14 protein-coding genes are annotated in these 17,156 nt (G+C 56.9%); 5 read left to right on the plus strand and 9 right to left on the minus strand.

The genetic code is table 11. From position 1 onward, the window contains the following. Positions 1–515: 515 nt before the first annotated feature. Positions 516–962: a pilin gene (locus IG168_RS01170; protein WP_193161308.1), complete on the minus strand. Its 447-nt coding sequence runs from the start codon at positions 960–962 to the stop codon at positions 516–518. Between the two features lie 423 nt (positions 963–1,385). Here IG168_RS01170 and pilB point away from each other — a divergent pair, with 423 nt between their 5' ends. The 5 genes from pilB to yacG all read left to right on the plus strand — a co-directional run bounded on the left by pilB (position 1,386) and on the right by yacG (position 6,314). After that, the gene (gene pilB, locus IG168_RS01175; RefSeq protein ID WP_193161309.1) at positions 1,386–3,098 is read left to right on the plus strand and encodes a type IV-A pilus assembly ATPase PilB; all 1,713 of its coding nucleotides are present in this window, start codon (positions 1,386–1,388) and stop codon (positions 3,096–3,098) included. 131 nt (positions 3,099–3,229) lie between these two features. Further along, entirely contained in the window at positions 3,230–4,441 is a 1,212-nt protein-coding gene (locus tag IG168_RS01180; protein WP_193161310.1) for a type II secretion system F family protein, read from the plus strand. Positions 4,442–4,447: 6 nt separating this feature from the next. Then, complete coding sequence (locus IG168_RS01185) at positions 4,448–5,332, plus strand: prepilin peptidase (protein ID WP_193161311.1); 885 nt, start codon at positions 4,448–4,450, stop codon at positions 5,330–5,332. A 148-nt stretch (positions 5,333–5,480) separates the two neighbouring features. Further along, complete coding sequence (gene coaE, locus IG168_RS01190; protein ID WP_193161312.1) at positions 5,481–6,080, plus strand: dephospho-CoA kinase; 600 nt, start codon at positions 5,481–5,483, stop codon at positions 6,078–6,080. 9 nt (positions 6,081–6,089) lie between these two features. Further along, positions 6,090–6,314: a DNA gyrase inhibitor YacG gene (yacG, locus tag IG168_RS01195; RefSeq protein ID WP_193161313.1), complete on the plus strand. Its 225-nt coding sequence runs from the start codon at positions 6,090–6,092 to the stop codon at positions 6,312–6,314. A 44-nt stretch (positions 6,315–6,358) separates the two neighbouring features. Here the strand turns inward: yacG and mutT are convergent, their stop codons facing one another. The 8 genes from mutT to IG168_RS01235 all read right to left on the minus strand — a co-directional run bounded on the left by mutT (position 6,359) and on the right by IG168_RS01235 (position 17,129). Beyond that, positions 6,359–6,772 (minus strand): 8-oxo-dGTP diphosphatase MutT, encoded by a 414-nt coding sequence (mutT, locus tag IG168_RS01200; RefSeq protein WP_193161314.1) that lies wholly within the window; start codon positions 6,770–6,772, stop codon positions 6,359–6,361. A gap of 10 nt (positions 6,773–6,782) precedes the next feature. Further along, positions 6,783–8,000: a bifunctional glutamate N-acetyltransferase/amino-acid acetyltransferase ArgJ gene (gene argJ / locus IG168_RS01205; RefSeq protein ID WP_319024635.1), complete on the minus strand. Its 1,218-nt coding sequence runs from the start codon at positions 7,998–8,000 to the stop codon at positions 6,783–6,785. A 165-nt stretch (positions 8,001–8,165) separates the two neighbouring features. Further along, positions 8,166–10,910: a preprotein translocase subunit SecA gene (gene secA / locus IG168_RS01210; RefSeq protein WP_193161315.1), complete on the minus strand. Its 2,745-nt coding sequence runs from the start codon at positions 10,908–10,910 to the stop codon at positions 8,166–8,168. Positions 10,911–11,077: 167 nt separating this feature from the next. Beyond that, a complete protein-coding gene (locus IG168_RS01215) occupies positions 11,078–12,013 on the minus strand; it encodes a M23 family metallopeptidase (RefSeq protein WP_193161316.1) in 936 nt (311 codons plus the stop codon). Positions 12,014–12,312: 299 nt separating this feature from the next. Further along, positions 12,313–13,224, minus strand: a complete 912-nt coding sequence (lpxC, locus tag IG168_RS01220; RefSeq protein ID WP_193161317.1) for a UDP-3-O-acyl-N-acetylglucosamine deacetylase — start codon at positions 13,222–13,224, stop codon at positions 12,313–12,315. 456 nt (positions 13,225–13,680) lie between these two features. Next, positions 13,681–14,886 (minus strand): cell division protein FtsZ, encoded by a 1,206-nt coding sequence (gene ftsZ / locus IG168_RS01225; RefSeq protein ID WP_193161318.1) that lies wholly within the window; start codon positions 14,884–14,886, stop codon positions 13,681–13,683. 119 nt (positions 14,887–15,005) lie between these two features. Beyond that, complete coding sequence (gene ftsA / locus IG168_RS01230) at positions 15,006–16,244, minus strand: cell division protein FtsA (protein WP_193161319.1); 1,239 nt, start codon at positions 16,242–16,244, stop codon at positions 15,006–15,008. 117 nt (positions 16,245–16,361) lie between these two features. Continuing rightward, complete coding sequence (locus IG168_RS01235) at positions 16,362–17,129, minus strand: cell division protein FtsQ/DivIB (RefSeq protein ID WP_319024636.1); 768 nt, start codon at positions 17,127–17,129, stop codon at positions 16,362–16,364. Between the last annotated feature and the right edge of the window lie 27 nt (positions 17,130–17,156).

A 17,156-nucleotide genomic window follows, 5' to 3' on the forward strand; every position in this document is an offset into this window, starting at 1 on the left:
TCACTGGGTGCAACGCGACAGTGATAACCAATAACTCCCAGTGCCCACAAGAACCGCCTTGTAGCGGCCACGGAATAAAGAGCCAACCTGGCGAAGATGACGATTAAAACATTGTGCATAGACGCCATTAATATATCGCATCGCCCAGCCCAAATTACCGCGCGGCCTGTGCATCAACAAATAGCAATGATTATCCACCAGGTAATAGAACTCAGCTGCAGGCCAGTGCACCGGTGCACTTCACCCTGTATATCGAGAGCAGTCGCTATTGCAAACAATGGCCTATCAGACCAATCCACGATTCATCACGTGGTACCAGGCTACGGAAAACTCCAGATTTAGTGTGCGGCTCACAGGAAAAGCGCAGATACCAAAACCGTTATGTCAAAATTTCATTGTCTTTTTCTCGAGGCGCCAGCCTCGTGCACAAAAAAATCCCCGCAAGAGCGGGGATTTTTTAAAAGGAATCCGGTCAGGTAAAGTCAAATTTCAAGACTTAACCCCTCCAGCCCTTATTATGCACGGCACTGAGCCGGACGGTACTTGGCAGACAGCGTACCAGTGGTGCAATCCCATTCGATGGAACCGCCAGCCGGAATAGTAGAGTCAGCAGCAGTACCAGCAAGAGCAGCACCGCCAGACGTCGGTACAAAGATTATGGTCTTACCACCTTCAATAGCAGCGGTTGTGGTAACAGTAATGGAACCGGTTGCTTGGTCAATAACCACAGTGTCAATGTTGTCAGTTTTTGCAGGTGCTGTGAAACCAGCATCAAACGCCTTGCCGTTTGCAGCATTCTCGGCAACGGTAACCTTGGCACCACTGGCCAGAACCAGGCCCTCGGAAACCTTCGCGCGAATGGTGTAGTCCTGATACGCCGGCAGCGCTACCGCAGCCAGAATACCGATGATCGCAACCACGATCATCAATTCAATAAGAGTAAAACCCTGTTGCTTTTTCATTGTAACCGTCTCCATACAGACTTTTGGTTTTTTGAAAATCCCTGAAGGGATGGCATCCCGTGAGGAAGTCGCGAAACAAGATACAAGCTTTGTGCCAATTCTGGCAAGCGCCAAATCCAACATAAGAATCAGGAATGAGAGGAAAGTCATACGCCATACTGCGAATAAATTTTAACCGCCCTCGCCAGCTGACAAGCCGCTGCAATCTACTGACAAAAATTGTCATCATTCAACATATTCGAGCATCCAACCGAGCTCACAAGTTTTCGAGTTGGTCCCCTTAAGTCATTGGCTCACTAAGGGGATTTCGCTATATTGGCCCTCTTGAATATCGCTTTAACGAGTGATCGAGCGACACTTGACGAGCAAAAAACGAACTGTTCGCACCCAACAATTTGAACAATTATTAAACGCGGTTTCTGAATGAGCAGCACACCCCTGAGCGGACTGGCCAAGCGGCTGGTGGCCGACCAGATCCTGGACGAGGCCACCGCGTCATCGGCAGCCAAGGCCGCCCGCCGTGAAAACCAGACCTTCGCGCAACATGCGGTGGAAACCAAGCTTGTAAAAAGCCGCGAGTTGGCCAGCATTGCCGCCCACGCCTTCGGATCCCCGCTCTTCGACCTGAGTAGCTATAACTTCGACCTGATCCCCAAAGACCTGGTTGATGACAAACTGATCAGCAAGCATTTTGCCCTCCCTCTTTATAAGAGGGGGAATCGCCTGTTTGTCGCCGTCGCCGACCCGACCAACCTCGCCGGCCTTGACGAGATCAACTTCAATACCGGCCTTAATACCGATGCCGTACTGGTAGAAGCGGACAAGCTCGCCAAGGCCATAGAAAGCTATCTGTCGGACAGCGGCGATATCGGTGGTGGCCTGGAGGGCATGGATGACGAAGAGCTCGATGCGCTGGAAGTCGGCTCCGACGATTCCGGCCCCAAGGATGATGACGACCCCGGTGGCGACGAAGCCCCAGTTGTACGGTTTGTAAACAAGGTATTGCTGGATGCGATCCGTACGGGGGCCTCGGATATCCATTTCGAGCCCTACGAGAAAACCTATCGGGTACGCCTGCGCACCGACGGCGTACTCCATGAAGTGGCCAAACCGCCCATCCAGCTGGCCGCTCGGATATCAGCCCGCCTGAAAGTCATGTCCAAAATGGATATCTCCGAGCGTCGAGTTCCGCAGGACGGCCGCATCAAGATGAAGCTGTCCAAGACCAAGGCCATCGACTTCCGGGTCAACAGCCTGCCGACACTGTGGGGCGAGAAGATCGTGCTGCGGATCCTGGATCCATCTTCGGCCAAACTAGGTATTGATGCCCTGGGTTATGAAGACGAGCAGAAGAAGATCTATATGGATGCCCTGGCCCAGCCCCAGGGTATGATTCTGGTGACTGGCCCAACCGGTTCCGGTAAAACAGTCTCCCTTTATACCGGCCTGAATATCCTCAATACGCCTGAGCGCAATATTTCAACGGCGGAAGATCCAGTGGAGATCAACTTGGAGGGCATTAACCAGGTCAACGTCTCCAATAAAGTCGGCCTGAACTTTGCCGAAGCCCTGCGCTCCTTCCTGCGACAGGATCCGGATATCGTGATGGTGGGGGAGATTCGGGATCTCGAAACTGCGGAAATTGCCATCAAGGCTGCCCAGACCGGGCACTTGGTGCTTTCCACCTTGCACACCAACTCGGCACCAGAAACGTTGACTCGCTTGATGAATATGGGAGTTCCGACCTTCAATATCGCCACCTCCGTCAGCGTTATTATCGCCCAGCGCTTGGCCCGACGGCTGTGCAACGAGTGTAAGAAACCGATCACTCTGCCCGAAGAAGTGCTTAAAGAAGAAGGATTCGACGCGGTAACAATCGAGCGGAAAGAATGGAAGGTCTACCAACCGGTCGGCTGTGAGCACTGCTCCAAGGGCTATAAAGGGCGGGTTGGTGTCTATGAGGTGGTTCGCATCACCGATGGCATTTCCAGAATTATAATGGAGGGAGGTAACTCCATTCAGATTGCCGACCAGGCGCGCAAGGAAGGCTTCAATAACCTACGGACTTCCGCGCTGCGGAAAGTGGTGATGGGGATTACCAGCCTCGAGGAGGCAAACCGGGTCACCAACGATTAAATACAAAGAATACTGGGGGCACACATCCGAGCTCTCGAGTTTCTGGATTCCGGCCTACTCCGGAATAACAATATTTAAATACGACAAAGGCGCGGCGCCAAAGCCGCGATAATAAATACGGGAATACAACCATGGCCAATGCCACCGCAGTCGCATACGTCTACAAGGGTGTAGATAGCAAGGGCAATAAGGTCGAGGGGGAGATTAGCGGCTCTAACCCGGCTCTGATCAAGGCACAGTTACGCCGACAGGGAATTATTGCCAATCGTGTCCAGAAAAAGCCCAAGCCACTATTCGGTGGTAACAAAAAGATCAAACCCGCTGATATTGCACTTTTTACCCGCCAGTTGGCCACGATGATGAAGGCCGGTGTGCCGCTGGTACAGAGCTTTGAAATCGTCGCAGACGGCCTTGAAAATGAAGGGGTAAAGCAACTTGTCTACAAGATTCGGGATGAAGTTGCTTCTGGCACATCCTTCGCCGATTCATTGCGCAAGCACCCGTTATACTTTGATAACCTATTTTGCAACCTTGTGGCCTCAGGTGAGCAGTCCGGCTCCTTGGAAACAATGCTGGCTCGTATCGCCACTTACAAAGAAAAAACTGAGCAACTCAAAGCCAAGATTAAAAAGGCGATGACTTACCCTATAGCCGTAATTGTAGTGGCCATTGTCGTTACCTCGATACTTCTAATCAAAGTTGTGCCGCAGTTTGCGGAAACATTTTCCAGTTTTGGCGCAGAACTGCCAGCATTCACGCGACTTGTTGTTGGAATGTCCGAATGGATGCAGGCCAACTGGTTTATTGCATTGATCACCGCCCTTGTCAGTATCGGCGGAACGATTGAAGCTCGAAAAAGAAACAAGAAAGTTGCTGAATTTTTTGACCGATTGGTGCTCAAATTGCCAATTCTGGGAATGATTACCTACAACTCCATCGCCGCGCGCTTTGCCCGCACACTCTCGACAACGTTTGCAGCCGGTGTGCCATTGATTGATGCACTGAAATCTGTCGCCGGCGCAACAGGCAACAGTGTCTATGAAGAAGCCACACTGAAAATTCGTGATGCGGTTGCTACTGGCATCCCTCTCAATGGAGCGTTACGCGCATCTGGCATATATCCGTCTATGCTGGTTCAAATGGCCGCTATCGGTGAAGAGTCCGGTGCGCTGGATGATATGCTCGGCAAGGCCGCCGACTTTTATGAAGAGGCTGTAGACAATATGGTCGACAACCTCACCACCTTGCTTGAACCCATGATCATGGCAGTACTGGGTATTCTCGTCGGCGGCCTAATGATTGCCATGTACCTGCCGATCTTCCAATTGGGACAAGTCGTATAATCACCAATGCTACAATTTATACTTACCCACCAAGCGCTGCTCCTGGGCAGCGCTTTTGTTTTAGGTCTCCTGATCGGCAGCTTCCTTAACGTTGTGATTTACCGCCTCCCCATCATGATGGAGCGCGAATACAAGCGCGACTTTTATAGCTACTTTGGGATGAAGCCGGATCCGGCCGAGCAGAAAGAACTGGATGAACCATTCAATCTGATCCTGCCTCATTCCCACTGTCCCAATTGCGATGCCGAGATCAAGCCCTGGCATAACGTCCCGGTAATTAGTTATCTGCTGTTAGGCGGAAAATGCGGGTTCTGTGGCACGGCCATTTCCAAGCGCTATCCGCTGGTAGAACTGGTAACCGGACTGTTGACCGCCATTGTGGTCTGGCAACTGGGCTTCACCTGGCAGGCTCTGGCGGGATGCGTGTTTACCTGGGCATTGATTGCGCTGACCGGAATTGATTTCGACAAGCAGCTGTTGCCGGACAATATTACATTGCCACTGTTGTGGGCGGGCCTGCTGATCAATTGCTGGGGGGTGTTTGTATCCCTGCAAGATGCCGTTATCGGCGCGATTGCGGGCTACCTGGCCCTGTGGTCGGTTTTCCATGTCTTCAAACTGCTCACGGGCAAAGAAGGGATGGGAGCCGGGGACTTCAAGATCCTCGCGGCGATTGGGGCCTGGTTTGGCTGGCAGATGCTACCGCTGATCATCCTGCTGTCTGCGGCCGTGGGCGCAGTGGCGGGGCTGACCTGGAGCGCGCTTGCCGGGCGGGACAAGAACCTGCCAATCGCATTCGGTCCCTATCTGGCCGGTGCCGGCTGGATCGCGATGCTCTGGGGCCACCAGATTGTTGGGTGGTACTTGGATTATTCCGGGTTGGGCCACTGAGGTTCGATCGGGGAACCGGCCTTCACCGGAACAAAAATGAGAAAAAGGCGAGCCGAGCGGTTCGCCTTTTTTTGTTATAGCGGCACAGACCGCCACAACGAACTGATAAACTTTCAATGTCGAGCAGCGGATCTGTGGAGGCCAGTAAGTGTTAACAATCGGCTTAACCGGCGGTATCGGAAGCGGCAAATCCGCAGCGGCGGACGCTTTCCGGGCACTAGGTATCAACGTGGTGGATGCAGACTGGGCGGCACGTGTTGTAGTGCAACCCGGCCAGCCGGCGCTGGCGGACATAGCGGCGCATTTCGGGGCCGAGATATTGCTGGAGAACGGCGCGCTGGACCGGGCCAAGCTCCGCGGACTGGTGTTCGAAAGTGCCGGGGAAAGGACCTGGCTGGAGGCGCTGTTGCACCCCCTGATCCGGGAGGAAATCGTTCGCGCCCTGGCGGCCAGTACCAGCCCTTATGCGATTCTCGAGTCACCGCTGCTGATCGAATCCGGGCAATACCGATTGGTAGACCGAATCTGTGTGGTGGATGTGCCCGAAAATCTGCAGGTAGAGCGCGCATCCAACCGCGACCAGAGTGATCCGGAGGGGATTCGCAAGATAATCGCAGCCCAGATACCAAGGGAAGAGCGATTGGCAAAAGCAGACGATATACTGGACAATTCCGGCGACTTGGCCGCCCTGCAGGCGCAAATAGAGCCGCTACACCAGCGCTACCTCAAGCTGGCCACAACCGACTGATGATGTGATATGAGTAAGAAATCCTCGACTTCCACCAGCCCCACCCTCAACTGTCCCACCTGCAAGAAACCGATCGAGTGGAACAGCAAGTTTCCACACCGGCCATTTTGCAGCGAGCGCTGCAAACTGATCGACTTGGGGGAATGGGCCAGCGAGGGGCACAAGATTGCCGGAGAGCCGGTTTACGACGATGTGTTGAGCGAGGAGCTGGATCCATCAAAGACCCGGCACTGAAAAGGGCAAACTTTCGCAAAGGCGGCAGCCCCGCGGCCAGCCGCCTATAGGTTCCGCGTATCGCCGACAACTCCCTGAATCGCGTCGACAATGGGCTGGTTGGCATCGGGGAACTGAAACTGCTCCAGCTCTTCTGCGGTAACCCAGCGAGTCTGCTGGCCCTCAACGCCACGGGCCTCACCGCTAAAAGCCGTTACCCACCAGGTATCCAGCAGCACGGTTTTCTCCGGATACGCATGGCGTATTTCGATCAGGGGTTGCAGCTGGGTCACTTCAATGGCGATCTCTTCCCGCAGTTCACGCGCAAGAGCCTGTTGAACTGTTTCCCCCGCTTCCACCTTGCCGCCGGGAAATTCCCAGCGGCCGCCCATATGCAGATGCTCCGGTCGCCGGGCAATCAGGATTTTGCCGTCTTCGCGCCGGATCACCCCGACGGCCACATGTACAATCTTCTCCATCACGTGCGCCTTAAGTACGGTATTCGGCGTTGATGGTGACGTACTCGTGGGAGAAGTCGCAGGTCCAGATATGCTCGCTGCAACCGCCGCGGCCCAGCTCTACAGTGATGGTAAATTCCGCCTCAGTGAAGACTTTCTGGCCTGCCTCTTCGGTGTAGTCCGAAGCACGCCCGCCGGCCTCCACCACCTGAATATCGTTCAGGAAAATATCCACCTTTTCGGTGTCAAGTCCCTCGACGCCGGCATTGCCGATCGCCATGACCAGCCGTCCCCAGTTCGGGTCTGACGCGTAGAGCGCAGTCTTGACCAGGGGTGATTCACCGATTTCGAAGGCCACCCGCATGGCCTCAGCACTGCTGGCTGCACCATTTACCTGTACGGTGACAAACTTGGTTGCACCCTCGCCGTCTTTGACGATGGCCTGGGCCAACTCGATATGGACTTCCGTGATGGCCGCTTTCAGCAGAGCGTATTCTGCGCTCTTAAGGTCATCGATCTGTGGCCCGGTGGCACTGCTGGCAATCAGTACACAGGCATCGTTGGTGGAAGTATCACCGTCCACGCTGATACGGTTAAAAGATGCGGCAACTGCCTCCCTGACCAGTTCGTCGAGGAGAGGTTGCGCTATGGCCGCGTCGGTGGCGACGTAGGCGAGCATCGTGGCCATATTCGGCTGAATCATACCGGCGCCCTTGGCAATACCGACGATACTGATCTGCTCGCCGGCTATTTTTACTGTGCGGGAGGCCGCTTTCGCGCGGGTATCGGTAGTCATTATTGCGCGTGACGCAGTATTCCAGCCGTCGGCCTGCAATTGGCCCGCAGCCGTCGGAATGGCATCCAGTAATTTCTGCAACGGCAGGTGTTCGCCAATCACACCGGTGCTGAAAGGCAGTACCTGCTGCTCCTCGATGTGCAGCGCATCCGCCACTGCCACACAACAGGCACGAGCATCGCGCAGGCCCCGCTCACCGGTCGCCGCATTAGCATTGCCCGCATTGATCAACAGCGCGCGGATATGACCACCGCGGATATGTTCTTTGGCCACGGTGACCGGTGCTGCACAGAAAGTGTTTTGTGTGAAGGTGGCAGAAACGGCTGCACCTTCGTCGATGGCAATCAATAGCAGGTCGTCGCGCTGCCAGTTTTTGATTTTCGCCGGAACGGCGGCGAGACGGATACCGGGAATCTGGGGAAGTTTCTGGTCGACCATTTTCTTCGCGGCCACTGGCCACGCCTGTAGGAGGAGTTTTCTTAATACCGTCATTCCGACGAACACAGGAACCCGAAATCAAGTACAGCTTTCGGGGTTCAGCCCGTGGCGGCCTGACGAGATCTTAAAGATATCTGGGGCTCCTCCCTCCCGCAAGCGGGAGAGAGGGCAAAGAAGGGATCAGCTGGGAGTGGAAGATGCCAGCTTGCCGTGGCACTGCTTGTACTTCTTGCCGGAACCACAGGGACAGGGGTCGTTGCGGCCCACCTTGGGTCCGCGACGAGCAGGCTCCGGAGCCATCTCCGCGGCCTCCGGTTCCGGAATCGCCGAGGCCTGGGCGTGTTGCAGTTCCAACTGCTGCTGGCGCTGCTGTTCCAGGCGTCGCTCTTCCATCTCATCCATCTGCTCGCGGGTCATCGGCTCCACGTGGGCGAGAATGCGTACGACCTCGTGCTTGAGGTTCTCGAGCAGGCTCTGGAACAGGTGGAAAGATTCGCGCTTGAACTCCTGCTTGGGGTTCTTGTTCGCATAAGCGCGCAGCCCAATGCCCGCGCGCAGGTGATCCATGCTGGAAAGGTGGTCTTTCCACAGTTGGTCCAGCACCTGCAGCATGATCTGGCGTTCAATGGTCGGCATCAAATTGGCATCACCAGAAGTTTCCGCAATCCGTTCGACCTTGGCTTTGTAGGCATCCTGGGCCGCGGTGGCGATCTTTTCACGCAGGCTTTCTTCGTGCAGGGTGCGGTCTTCGTCCAGCCACTCCTGGATCGGCAACTGCATACCCAGTTCGCCGGCCAGTTGTCGTTCCAGGCCGGAAATATCCCACTGCTCTTCGACGCTCTGGGGCGGTATGAAACCGGAGATCAGATCGTTGACCACATCCTCGCGAATGGCGGCAATGGTGTCACTGATATTTTCCGCTTCCAGCAGCTCATTGCGCTGTGAATAGATGACCCGACGCTGATCATTGGCAACATCATCGTATTCGAGCAGCTGCTTGCGGATATCAAAGTTGCGGCCTTCGACGCGGCGCTGGGCTTTCTCGATGGCATTGGAAACCATGCGGTGCTCAATGGCTTCGCCCTTTTCCATTCCCAGCATCTGCATGAAGTTCTTCACCCGGTCGGAGGCAAAGATCCGCATCAGATTGTCTTCGAGGGACAGATAGAAACGGGTTACGCCCGGGTCACCCTGGCGACCGGCGCGGCCGCGCAGCTGGTTGTCGATACGGCGGGACTCATGGCGCTCGGTGCCAATGATGTGCAGACCACCGGCCTCGATCACAGTGTCGTGGCGCTTCTGCCAGTCTTCCTTGATCGCGGCGATTTCGGCCTCGGTGGGTTCGCGCTGTTCCCGCTGGCGCAGCTCTTCGACATCCGCCTCCCAGTTGCCACCGAGCACGATGTCGGTACCACGGCCGGCCATATTGGTGGCGATGGTAACGGTGCCGGGACGGCCGGCCTGAGCGATGATCTGCGCTTCGCGTTCGTGATACTTGGCGTTCAGCACCTGGTGTGTAATACCCGCCTTACTCAGGCGCTGGGACATCTCTTCGGAAGTCTCGATTGAAGCGGTACCAACGAGAATCGGCGCCTGCTTGTCCCGGCAGTACTTCACGTCCTCGATGATGGCTTCCAGCTTCTCTTCCTTCGTCAGGTAGACCAGGTCGTTCAGGTCTTCCCGCTGCTTGGGCTTGTTGGTGGGGATGACCACAACATCCAGATCGTAAATCTGGCGGAATTCGAAGGCTTCGGTATCGGCGGTACCGGTCATGCCCGACAGCTTCGGGTAGAAGCGGAACAGGTTCTGGAAAGTGGTGGAGGCCAGGGTCTGGCTCTCACTCTGGATCTGCACACCTTCCTTCGCCTCCAGTGCCTGATGCAGGCCTTCGGAGAGGCGACGGCCCGGCATGGTGCGACCGGTGTGCTCGTCGATCAACACGACCTGACCGTTCTGTACGATATAGTCCACATCTTTGTGGAACAGCACGTGGGCGCGCAGCGCGGCGTGCACATGGTGCAGCAGCCCCAGGTTGCCCGGCGCATACAGGGACTCATCTTCCTTAAGCAGGCCGCTACGGCCGAGCAGTTCCTCGATCAGCTGGTGACCGTCTTCGGTCAGTTCCACCTGGCGGGTCTTCTCGTCCAGCGTGTAGTGGCCCTCGCCGCCCTCTTCTTCCGCGCGTTTCAGCTGCGGTACCATCTTGTTCATAGCCAGGTAGAGGTGCGACGAATCCTCGGCAGCGCCGGAGATGATCAGCGGCGTACGCGCCTCGTCGATCAGAATGGAGTCCACCTCATCGACAATGGCAAAGTTCTGTGGGCGCTGGGTACGGTCTTCCTTGCGCAGAACCATATTGTCGCGCAGGTAATCGAAACCGAACTCGTTGTTGGTGCCGTAGGTGATATCAGCCTCGTAGGCCGCTTTTTTCTCCTCCGGGTGCTGCTGGGACACGATGATGCCCACGGTCAGGCCCAGGAATTCGTAGACCGGACGCATCCAGTTGGCATCGCGGCTGGCCAGGTAGTCGTTGACCGTGACGATATGAACACCCTTGCCTTCGAGGGCATTCAGGTAGGCCGGCAGTGTCGCCACCAGGGTCTTACCTTCACCGGTACGCATCTCGGCGATGCGCCCTTCGTGCAGCGTCATACCACCGATGAGCTGGACGTCAAAGTGCCGCAGGCCCAGGGCGCGTCGACCCGCCTCGCGGACGGCAGCAAAAGCCTCTGGCAACAGCTGATCCAGTGTCGCGCCATCCGCCAGGCGCTGTTTGAACTCGTCAGTCTTGGCCTTTAGTGCCGCATCGTCCAGTTGGCGGTACTCGTCTTCGAGAGCATTGACCTGCGTTACCGCACGGCGCATGCGTTTCAATTCGCGGTCATTTTTTGAGCCGAAGACCGTCTTTATCAGTTTGCCAATCATTATGTAGGAACCACTTAATCTGTATTGCGCTGCGGGCAAATCCGGAGCCCGGGGGTAAACATTGCTACCGACACTCGGTTAACTGAGGGGTGCAAGTAAACAGGAAGGCGCAACGACTAGCAACTCCTCTGAGAGCTAGTGGCTGCGCGGTATGGATAGGATAGATGCTATCTGCCGGTGCGGCGGATGTAGCTGGCAGGATCAACCGGACGGTTATTCTTGTACACCTCAAAGTGCACGTGCGGCCCCGTGGAGCGTCCGCTGGAGCCCATCAGGGAAATGATCTGTCCCTTCTTCACCACATCGCCGACTTTCACCTTGAGGGCGCTGTTGTGACCGTATCGGGTTTTGTAGCCATTGCCGTGGTTGATTTCGACCAGTTGGCCGTAACCGTAGCGATCCCCGGCCCAGGTCACGACACCGGCGGCCACTGCCACCACATCGGAACCCATTTTGCCGGCGAAATCCAGACCACCGTGCCATGCGCGACGACCGGTAAAGGGGTCCGTGCGGTAACCGTAGTGGGAGGATAGCCAGCCGCGCTTGATCGGGCGACCGGCGATGAACTGTTCGTCCTGCAGATGGCGCTTGGCCAGTAAAGATTCCAGCGTGGTGAGCTGCATCTGGCGGTTTTCGATCTGGGACGCCAGGTTTTCAATCAAATCGATAAACTGTGGCGGCTTATAGGGCAGATCACCGCTGCCGGGAATATTCGTCTCTTCAGGGCCACCCACTGCCGGCGGAGTGTCGAACTGGAACTCGCCCTCGTCCAGGTGCGCCACGGTAGTGAGGCGCTCGCCGAGGGCATCGATACGGGTGAGTCGAGCCTGTAGCTCGGCCAATTTGACAGTCAGGGCGCTCAGCTGCTCGCGCGCTTTCTGATCGGCCTCGTCGATCTGCTGCTGTTGCTTGCGCAGCGCCTTGTTCCAGGCTTTGGCAGTACGCGCGTCGAACACGTCGGTACCGGCCACCGGAAGATTGGCGCCAGCCAGAAATGCGCCGACGGGCAAACCCAGCAGACACAGGCCCAGCAGCGCCTTGCTCAGGCCGCCAAAGCTGAAGCTGCGCGTTCCGCCGCGCTCATTGACCAGGATTACTTTCATAAAGGCGTGTTGAAAATCGACTGTTTGTTGTTTTCGTTTGCTTCGTCGCGAAGCCGGACCACTTCTTCCCTGCTTCGGTTTTCACGCCTATCCAATGGCATTGGGCTGACCAATCGTTCCAATGTAACACTGGCCAGCCGATAAAAACGGATACAACCGCACAATTCCGCCCGGGCGCAGCTCCCCTGCCGCGCCCACTTTTACCCCAGTCCTTGCCGGGGCAACAATCCGAGGCATCTGCCACGAATTAACAAGCAATAAAAAACCGGCAATTTTCGTGCCGGTTTTTATATTCTGACTCAGACCGCCAGAATCGGTTTAATGTAGGAGATAGGCGCTTCCTGTTCGTCCTCGAAAGTCACCATTTCCCAGGCATCTTCCTGCGCCATCAGGGTGCGCAGCGATTTGTTGTTGAGCGCGTGGCCAGACTTGTGCGCGCGGAACTCACCGATCAGGCTGGTGCCCAGCAGATAGAGGTCTCCGATGGCGTCGAGAATCTTGTGCTTCACGAACTCGTCTTCATAGCGCAGTCCGCCCTCGTTGAGGATGCGGTACTGGTCGATCACGATGGCATTGTCCACGCTACCACCCTGCACTAGCCCCTTGGAGCGGAGATATTCGATTTCATGCATGAAACCAAAGGTGCGCGCCCGGCTGACTTCTTTCACGAAAGACGTGCTGGAAAAATCCACGGAGGACGTCAGGTTGCGCCCCTGGAATACCGGGTGATCGAAATCGATCGTAAAAGTCACCTTGAAGCCGTTGAACGGCAGGAAGCTGGCCACTTTGTCGCCTTCTTCCACGGTAATCGGCTTCTTGATCCGCAGGAATTTTTTCGCCGCAGACTGCTCCTGAATACCAGCAGACTGGATCAGGAATACAAAAGGACCGGCACTGCCGTCCATGATGGGCACTTCCTGGGCGCTCAGTTCGACAATCGCATTGTCGATACCCAGACCCGCCATTGCCGACAGCAGGTGCTCGACCGTCGCAATGCGGACGTCGTCCTTCACCAGTGTCGTGGACAGCAGGGTGTCGCCCACATTTTCTGCGCGGGCTTCAATCTCAACCACGGGATCCAGATCGACCCGACGAAACACAATGCCAGTATCCACAGGGGCAGGCTTCAAGGTCAGTACGACCTTTTTGCCGGTGTGGAGCCCTACGCCAGTGGCGCGGATAGCATTTTTGAGAGTGCGCTGTTTGATCATGTAACTGTCTTTTCCCAGTCAGTGAGCGGTACGAGGACCGCAGCAAGCCGGCGATCATAGCAGAAAATTAACGCCAAAACCATCATTGGTACGTTGGTCACTTCTACTCGCCGCTCCATATTCTCAGAATAGCTCAGCGCAAAGACTGCGGCGCCAATCCTATGACAGCATTTTAAGGTGGGATCGCGATTTATCTTTGTAAAAATTTGTTAACAAACCCCTGACTGAACAGTCTGAAATGTAAAAAACCCGCTTGCAGCCAAACCCTCTTCGCTCCCGGAGGATCCGCCTGCAAACAGGCTGCCAGAATCTATCTTCAAAAACACGGGACCGCCGGAAGTGACCCGGCGGTCCCGCACTACTGAACCACACGCCGCCGAAGCGTTGCCCGACCCTGCGGCCGGGCAGACATGAGCGGTGTGTTTGCCTCTGCGACGCAGCAGCTCAGCGCAGCCGTCAGTCCGCCTGACGGCGCAGGAATGCCGGGATATCCAGATATTCCATATCCGCATCCGCCGGGTTCAGGCTCGGTGCGGGGCGCTTCGGCCGTTCACTTTCTGCACGAGCGCGGGGCTCGACACTGTCGCGTCCGCTCAGTGCGGAACTGCCCTGTGGTTCGCGGGCTTCGCGCGTTTCCGGGCGACGGGTGTTGTCGACCACCTTGGTCGGGCGCGCAACCTGCTGTGCGCCCTCGCCCAGTCCGGCGGCCACCACGGTGACGCGCATTTCGTCGCCCAGCTTGTCATCAACGGCGGTACCGATCACGACTGTAGCGTCATCGGAGGCGATCTCCTGGACGATTTCACCCACCTCGGAGTATTCACCCAGGGTCAGCTCCTGACAGCCGCCCTCTTCGCTGCCGGTGATGATGTTCACCAGGATGCCGCGCGCGCCCTGCAGATTGACGTTGTCCAGCAGCGGGCTGCGCACCGCCTTTTCCGCGGCCTCGCGTGCGCGGTTCTCGCCCACGGCGGAGCCGGAGCCCATCATCGCCATGCCCATCTCGGACATGACAGTGCGCACATCGGCGAAATCCACGTTCATGATGCCCGGGCGGATCATCAGATCGGCGATACCCTGCACTGCGCCCAGCAGCACGTTGTCGGCCTCTTTGTAGGCACCTTTCATGGTGACCTTGTTGCCCAGTACTTCCAGCAGGCGATCGTTGGGAATGCTGATCAGCGAGTCGACCTTGTCACGCAGTTCGAGGATGCCCTCCTCGGCCACTTGTGCGCGCTTCTTGCCTTCGATCTTGAACGGGCGGGTGACCACGGCAACAGTCAGAATCCCCAGATCCTTGGCGATCTCCGCTACGATCGGCGCACCACCGGTTCCGGTACCACCACCCATACCCGCAGTGATGAACACCATATCGGCACCCTGCAGGACTTCGGCGATGCGATCGCGATCTTCCAGCGCAGACTGGCGACCCACATCCGGATTCGCACCCGCTCCGAGACCGCGGGTAATGTTGTTACCCAGCTGCAGAATGGTGCGCGCCTCGATGTCTTTCAGCGCCTGGGCATCGGTGTTGGCACAGATAAAATCCACGCCTTCCACTTCGCTCACAATCATATGCTTAACGGCATTACCACCGCCGCCGCCGACACCGATCACTTTGATGACAGGTTTATCCTGTACGCTATCGACTAATTCGAACATTGCTGTTCCCCTTTTTTGCTCATGTCAAAATTTATAGTTCGGTCCCTAAAAATCTTTCCGGATACAACGAGTCGATCAATTGCACCCGGCGCGGCTGCACAACGCCGCGCGATACACGGTTACAGGTTGCCCCGGAACCAGTGCTTAACCTTGTCCCACCACTGGTTTTCATTGCGCACCGGCCGCGGCCGGTTTCCTTCACTGCTGTCTTCCTGGCGCATGGCGTACATCAGCAGCCCCACACCGGTGGAATAAATCGGGTTGCTGACGATATCCGTCAGGCCCGCCACGCCTTGTGGAATGGCAAGTCGCACTGGCATATGGAAAATTTCCTCGGCGAGTTCCACCGCACCCTCCATTTTTGAAGAGCCTCCGGTCAGCACCACACCCGCCGCGCACAGGTCTTCGAAACCGCTGCGGCGCAGCTCCGCCTGTACCAGCGTGAACAGCTCGTCGTAGCGCGGCTCCACCACTTCCGCCAGCGCCTGGCGAGAGAGGTCCCGCGGCGCGCGGTCGCCGACACTCGGCACCTTGATGGTTTCACCTTCCCGCGCCAGTTTGGCCAGGGCGCAGGCGTATTTGATTTTCAGTTCTTCCGCGTGTGGCGTCGGCGTGCGCAGGGCCATGGCGATATCATTGGTCACCTGGTCGCCTGCAATCGGGATAACGCCCGTGTGGCGGATGGCACCGCCGGTGAACACTGCAATATCGGTAGTGCCTCCGCCGATATCCACCATGCACACGCCCAGCTCCTTCTCGTCATCGGTCAGGACCGCGTAGCTGGAAGCGAGCTGCTCCAGGATGATGTCCTCCACTTCCAGGCCGCAACGGCGAATACACTTTTCGATATTCTGGGCCGCATTCACCGCACCGCTGACCAGGTGCACTTTCGCTTCGAGGCGAACACCGGACATGCCCAGCGGTTCCTTGACGCCCTCCTGGTTGTCGATCAGGAACTCCTGCGGCAGCGTGTGGAGGATTTTCTGATCCGCGGGAATGGCCACCGCACGCGCCGCGTCGATGACCCGGTCAAGATCCTGCTGTGTTACTTCGCGATCCTTGATCGCGACGATCCCGTGGGAATTCAGACTGCGTATATGACTGCCGGCAATGCCCGCATATACCGAGTGAATCTCGCAGCCGGCCATCAGCTCGGCCTCCTCCACAGCGCGTTGAATGGACTGCACCGTGGATTCGATATTCACCACCACACCCTTTTTCATACCGGTGGACCGGTGCGAGCCAATACCGACGATATTCAGTTCGCCGTTGCCGGAAACCTCGCCGACAATCGCAACGACTTTTGAAGTGCCGATATCCAGACCCACGATCATGCGGTGATCGGATGCTTGTGTCATTTTTGTACCAACCTCGCTGAACTGAACTCCGGACCGCATTCCCAATAACGGTTCAGAGCGCAGTGCTCGCTTTTAGATTTTGTTTTATAACCACGGCCCCCGCGGCCGCATTTCAATTTACTTTTTGTCTTCCTTCCACTGCACCGCTACCGCGTTGCTGTATCGCGTATCGATACGCGCGATTTTTGCCAGGTATGGCGCCAACACGCCGTGGCTCAAGGTCAGGAAACGATGTACGCGCTCCAGCAGTTCATCGTGTCCCAACCGCAGCTCCACCCCGGAAACCAGTTCCAGTTCCCACCCGGCGAGGTCGTCAAAGGACAACCTTTTCACTTCCATATCCCGCGTGGTCAATAACCCCGCGAGCGCCTGGTATTGCGACATGATTCGCTCAACCAGTTCCTCGTCACCCGCCAGCTCCGGCAGGCGACCCGTTTGCATCTTTGCCGGCCGCGGCAGCAATTGGCCGCTTGCCACCAGCAATTTTTCCTTTCCCCACACCGCGAGCGGCTGCGCTTCCTGCACTTCGACCTCGACACCGCGCGGCCAGCGGCGGCTCACCGACGCGTCGGTAATCCACGGATTCGCCAGTAGCGCCTTGCGTATTCCGCGGATATCCGCAGAGAAAAACCCGTTGCGCAGATACGGCAGCATGATGTCCTCGATCTGCTGCTGACTCACAGCGCGGAAGGGCCCTTTCACCCGCACCTGCTCCAGCGCATCGACACGACTCAATTCTTGCACCGGAGCGCGTTGCCACAGCCACAGGGCGCCGTAACTCAATCCGGTCATCAGGCCAATAGTCAGCAGCGCCACTAACAGCAGGCGCCCGCGCCCTCCGCTGTCGTTGTCGTCGCGATCCGGTAACGGGCTCGCTCCGCGCACCGCTTTCTTTTTTCCCGATGGCTCTTT

Origin of the sequence: Microbulbifer hainanensis, from assembly GCF_014904735.1 — a bacterium.
GTDB classification, from domain to species: Bacteria; Pseudomonadota; Gammaproteobacteria; order Pseudomonadales; family Cellvibrionaceae; genus Microbulbifer; species Microbulbifer hainanensis.

Coding starts and splice junctions, on each gene's coding strand:
- mutT (WP_193161314.1), bottom strand. CDS start 6,772: ATGGAGAAGATTGTACATGTGGCCGTCGGGGTGATCCGGCGCGAAGAC.
- pilB (WP_193161309.1), top strand. CDS start 1,386: ATGAGCAGCACACCCCTGAGCGGACTGGCCAAGCGGCTGGTGGCCGAC.
- lpxC (WP_193161317.1), bottom strand. CDS start 13,224: ATGATCAAACAGCGCACTCTCAAAAATGCTATCCGCGCCACTGGCGTA.
- IG168_RS01215 (WP_193161316.1), bottom strand. CDS start 12,013: ATGAAAGTAATCCTGGTCAATGAGCGCGGCGGAACGCGCAGCTTCAGC.
- IG168_RS01185 (WP_193161311.1), top strand. CDS start 4,448: ATGCTACAATTTATACTTACCCACCAAGCGCTGCTCCTGGGCAGCGCT.
- ftsZ (WP_193161318.1), bottom strand. CDS start 14,886: ATGTTCGAATTAGTCGATAGCGTACAGGATAAACCTGTCATCAAAGTG.
- IG168_RS01170 (WP_193161308.1), bottom strand. CDS start 962: ATGAAAAAGCAACAGGGTTTTACTCTTATTGAATTGATGATCGTGGTT.
- IG168_RS01180 (WP_193161310.1), top strand. CDS start 3,230: ATGGCCAATGCCACCGCAGTCGCATACGTCTACAAGGGTGTAGATAGC.
- ftsA (WP_193161319.1), bottom strand. CDS start 16,244: ATGACACAAGCATCCGATCACCGCATGATCGTGGGTCTGGATATCGGC.
- secA (WP_193161315.1), bottom strand. CDS start 10,910: ATGATTGGCAAACTGATAAAGACGGTCTTCGGCTCAAAAAATGACCGC.
- yacG (WP_193161313.1), top strand. CDS start 6,090: ATGAGTAAGAAATCCTCGACTTCCACCAGCCCCACCCTCAACTGTCCC.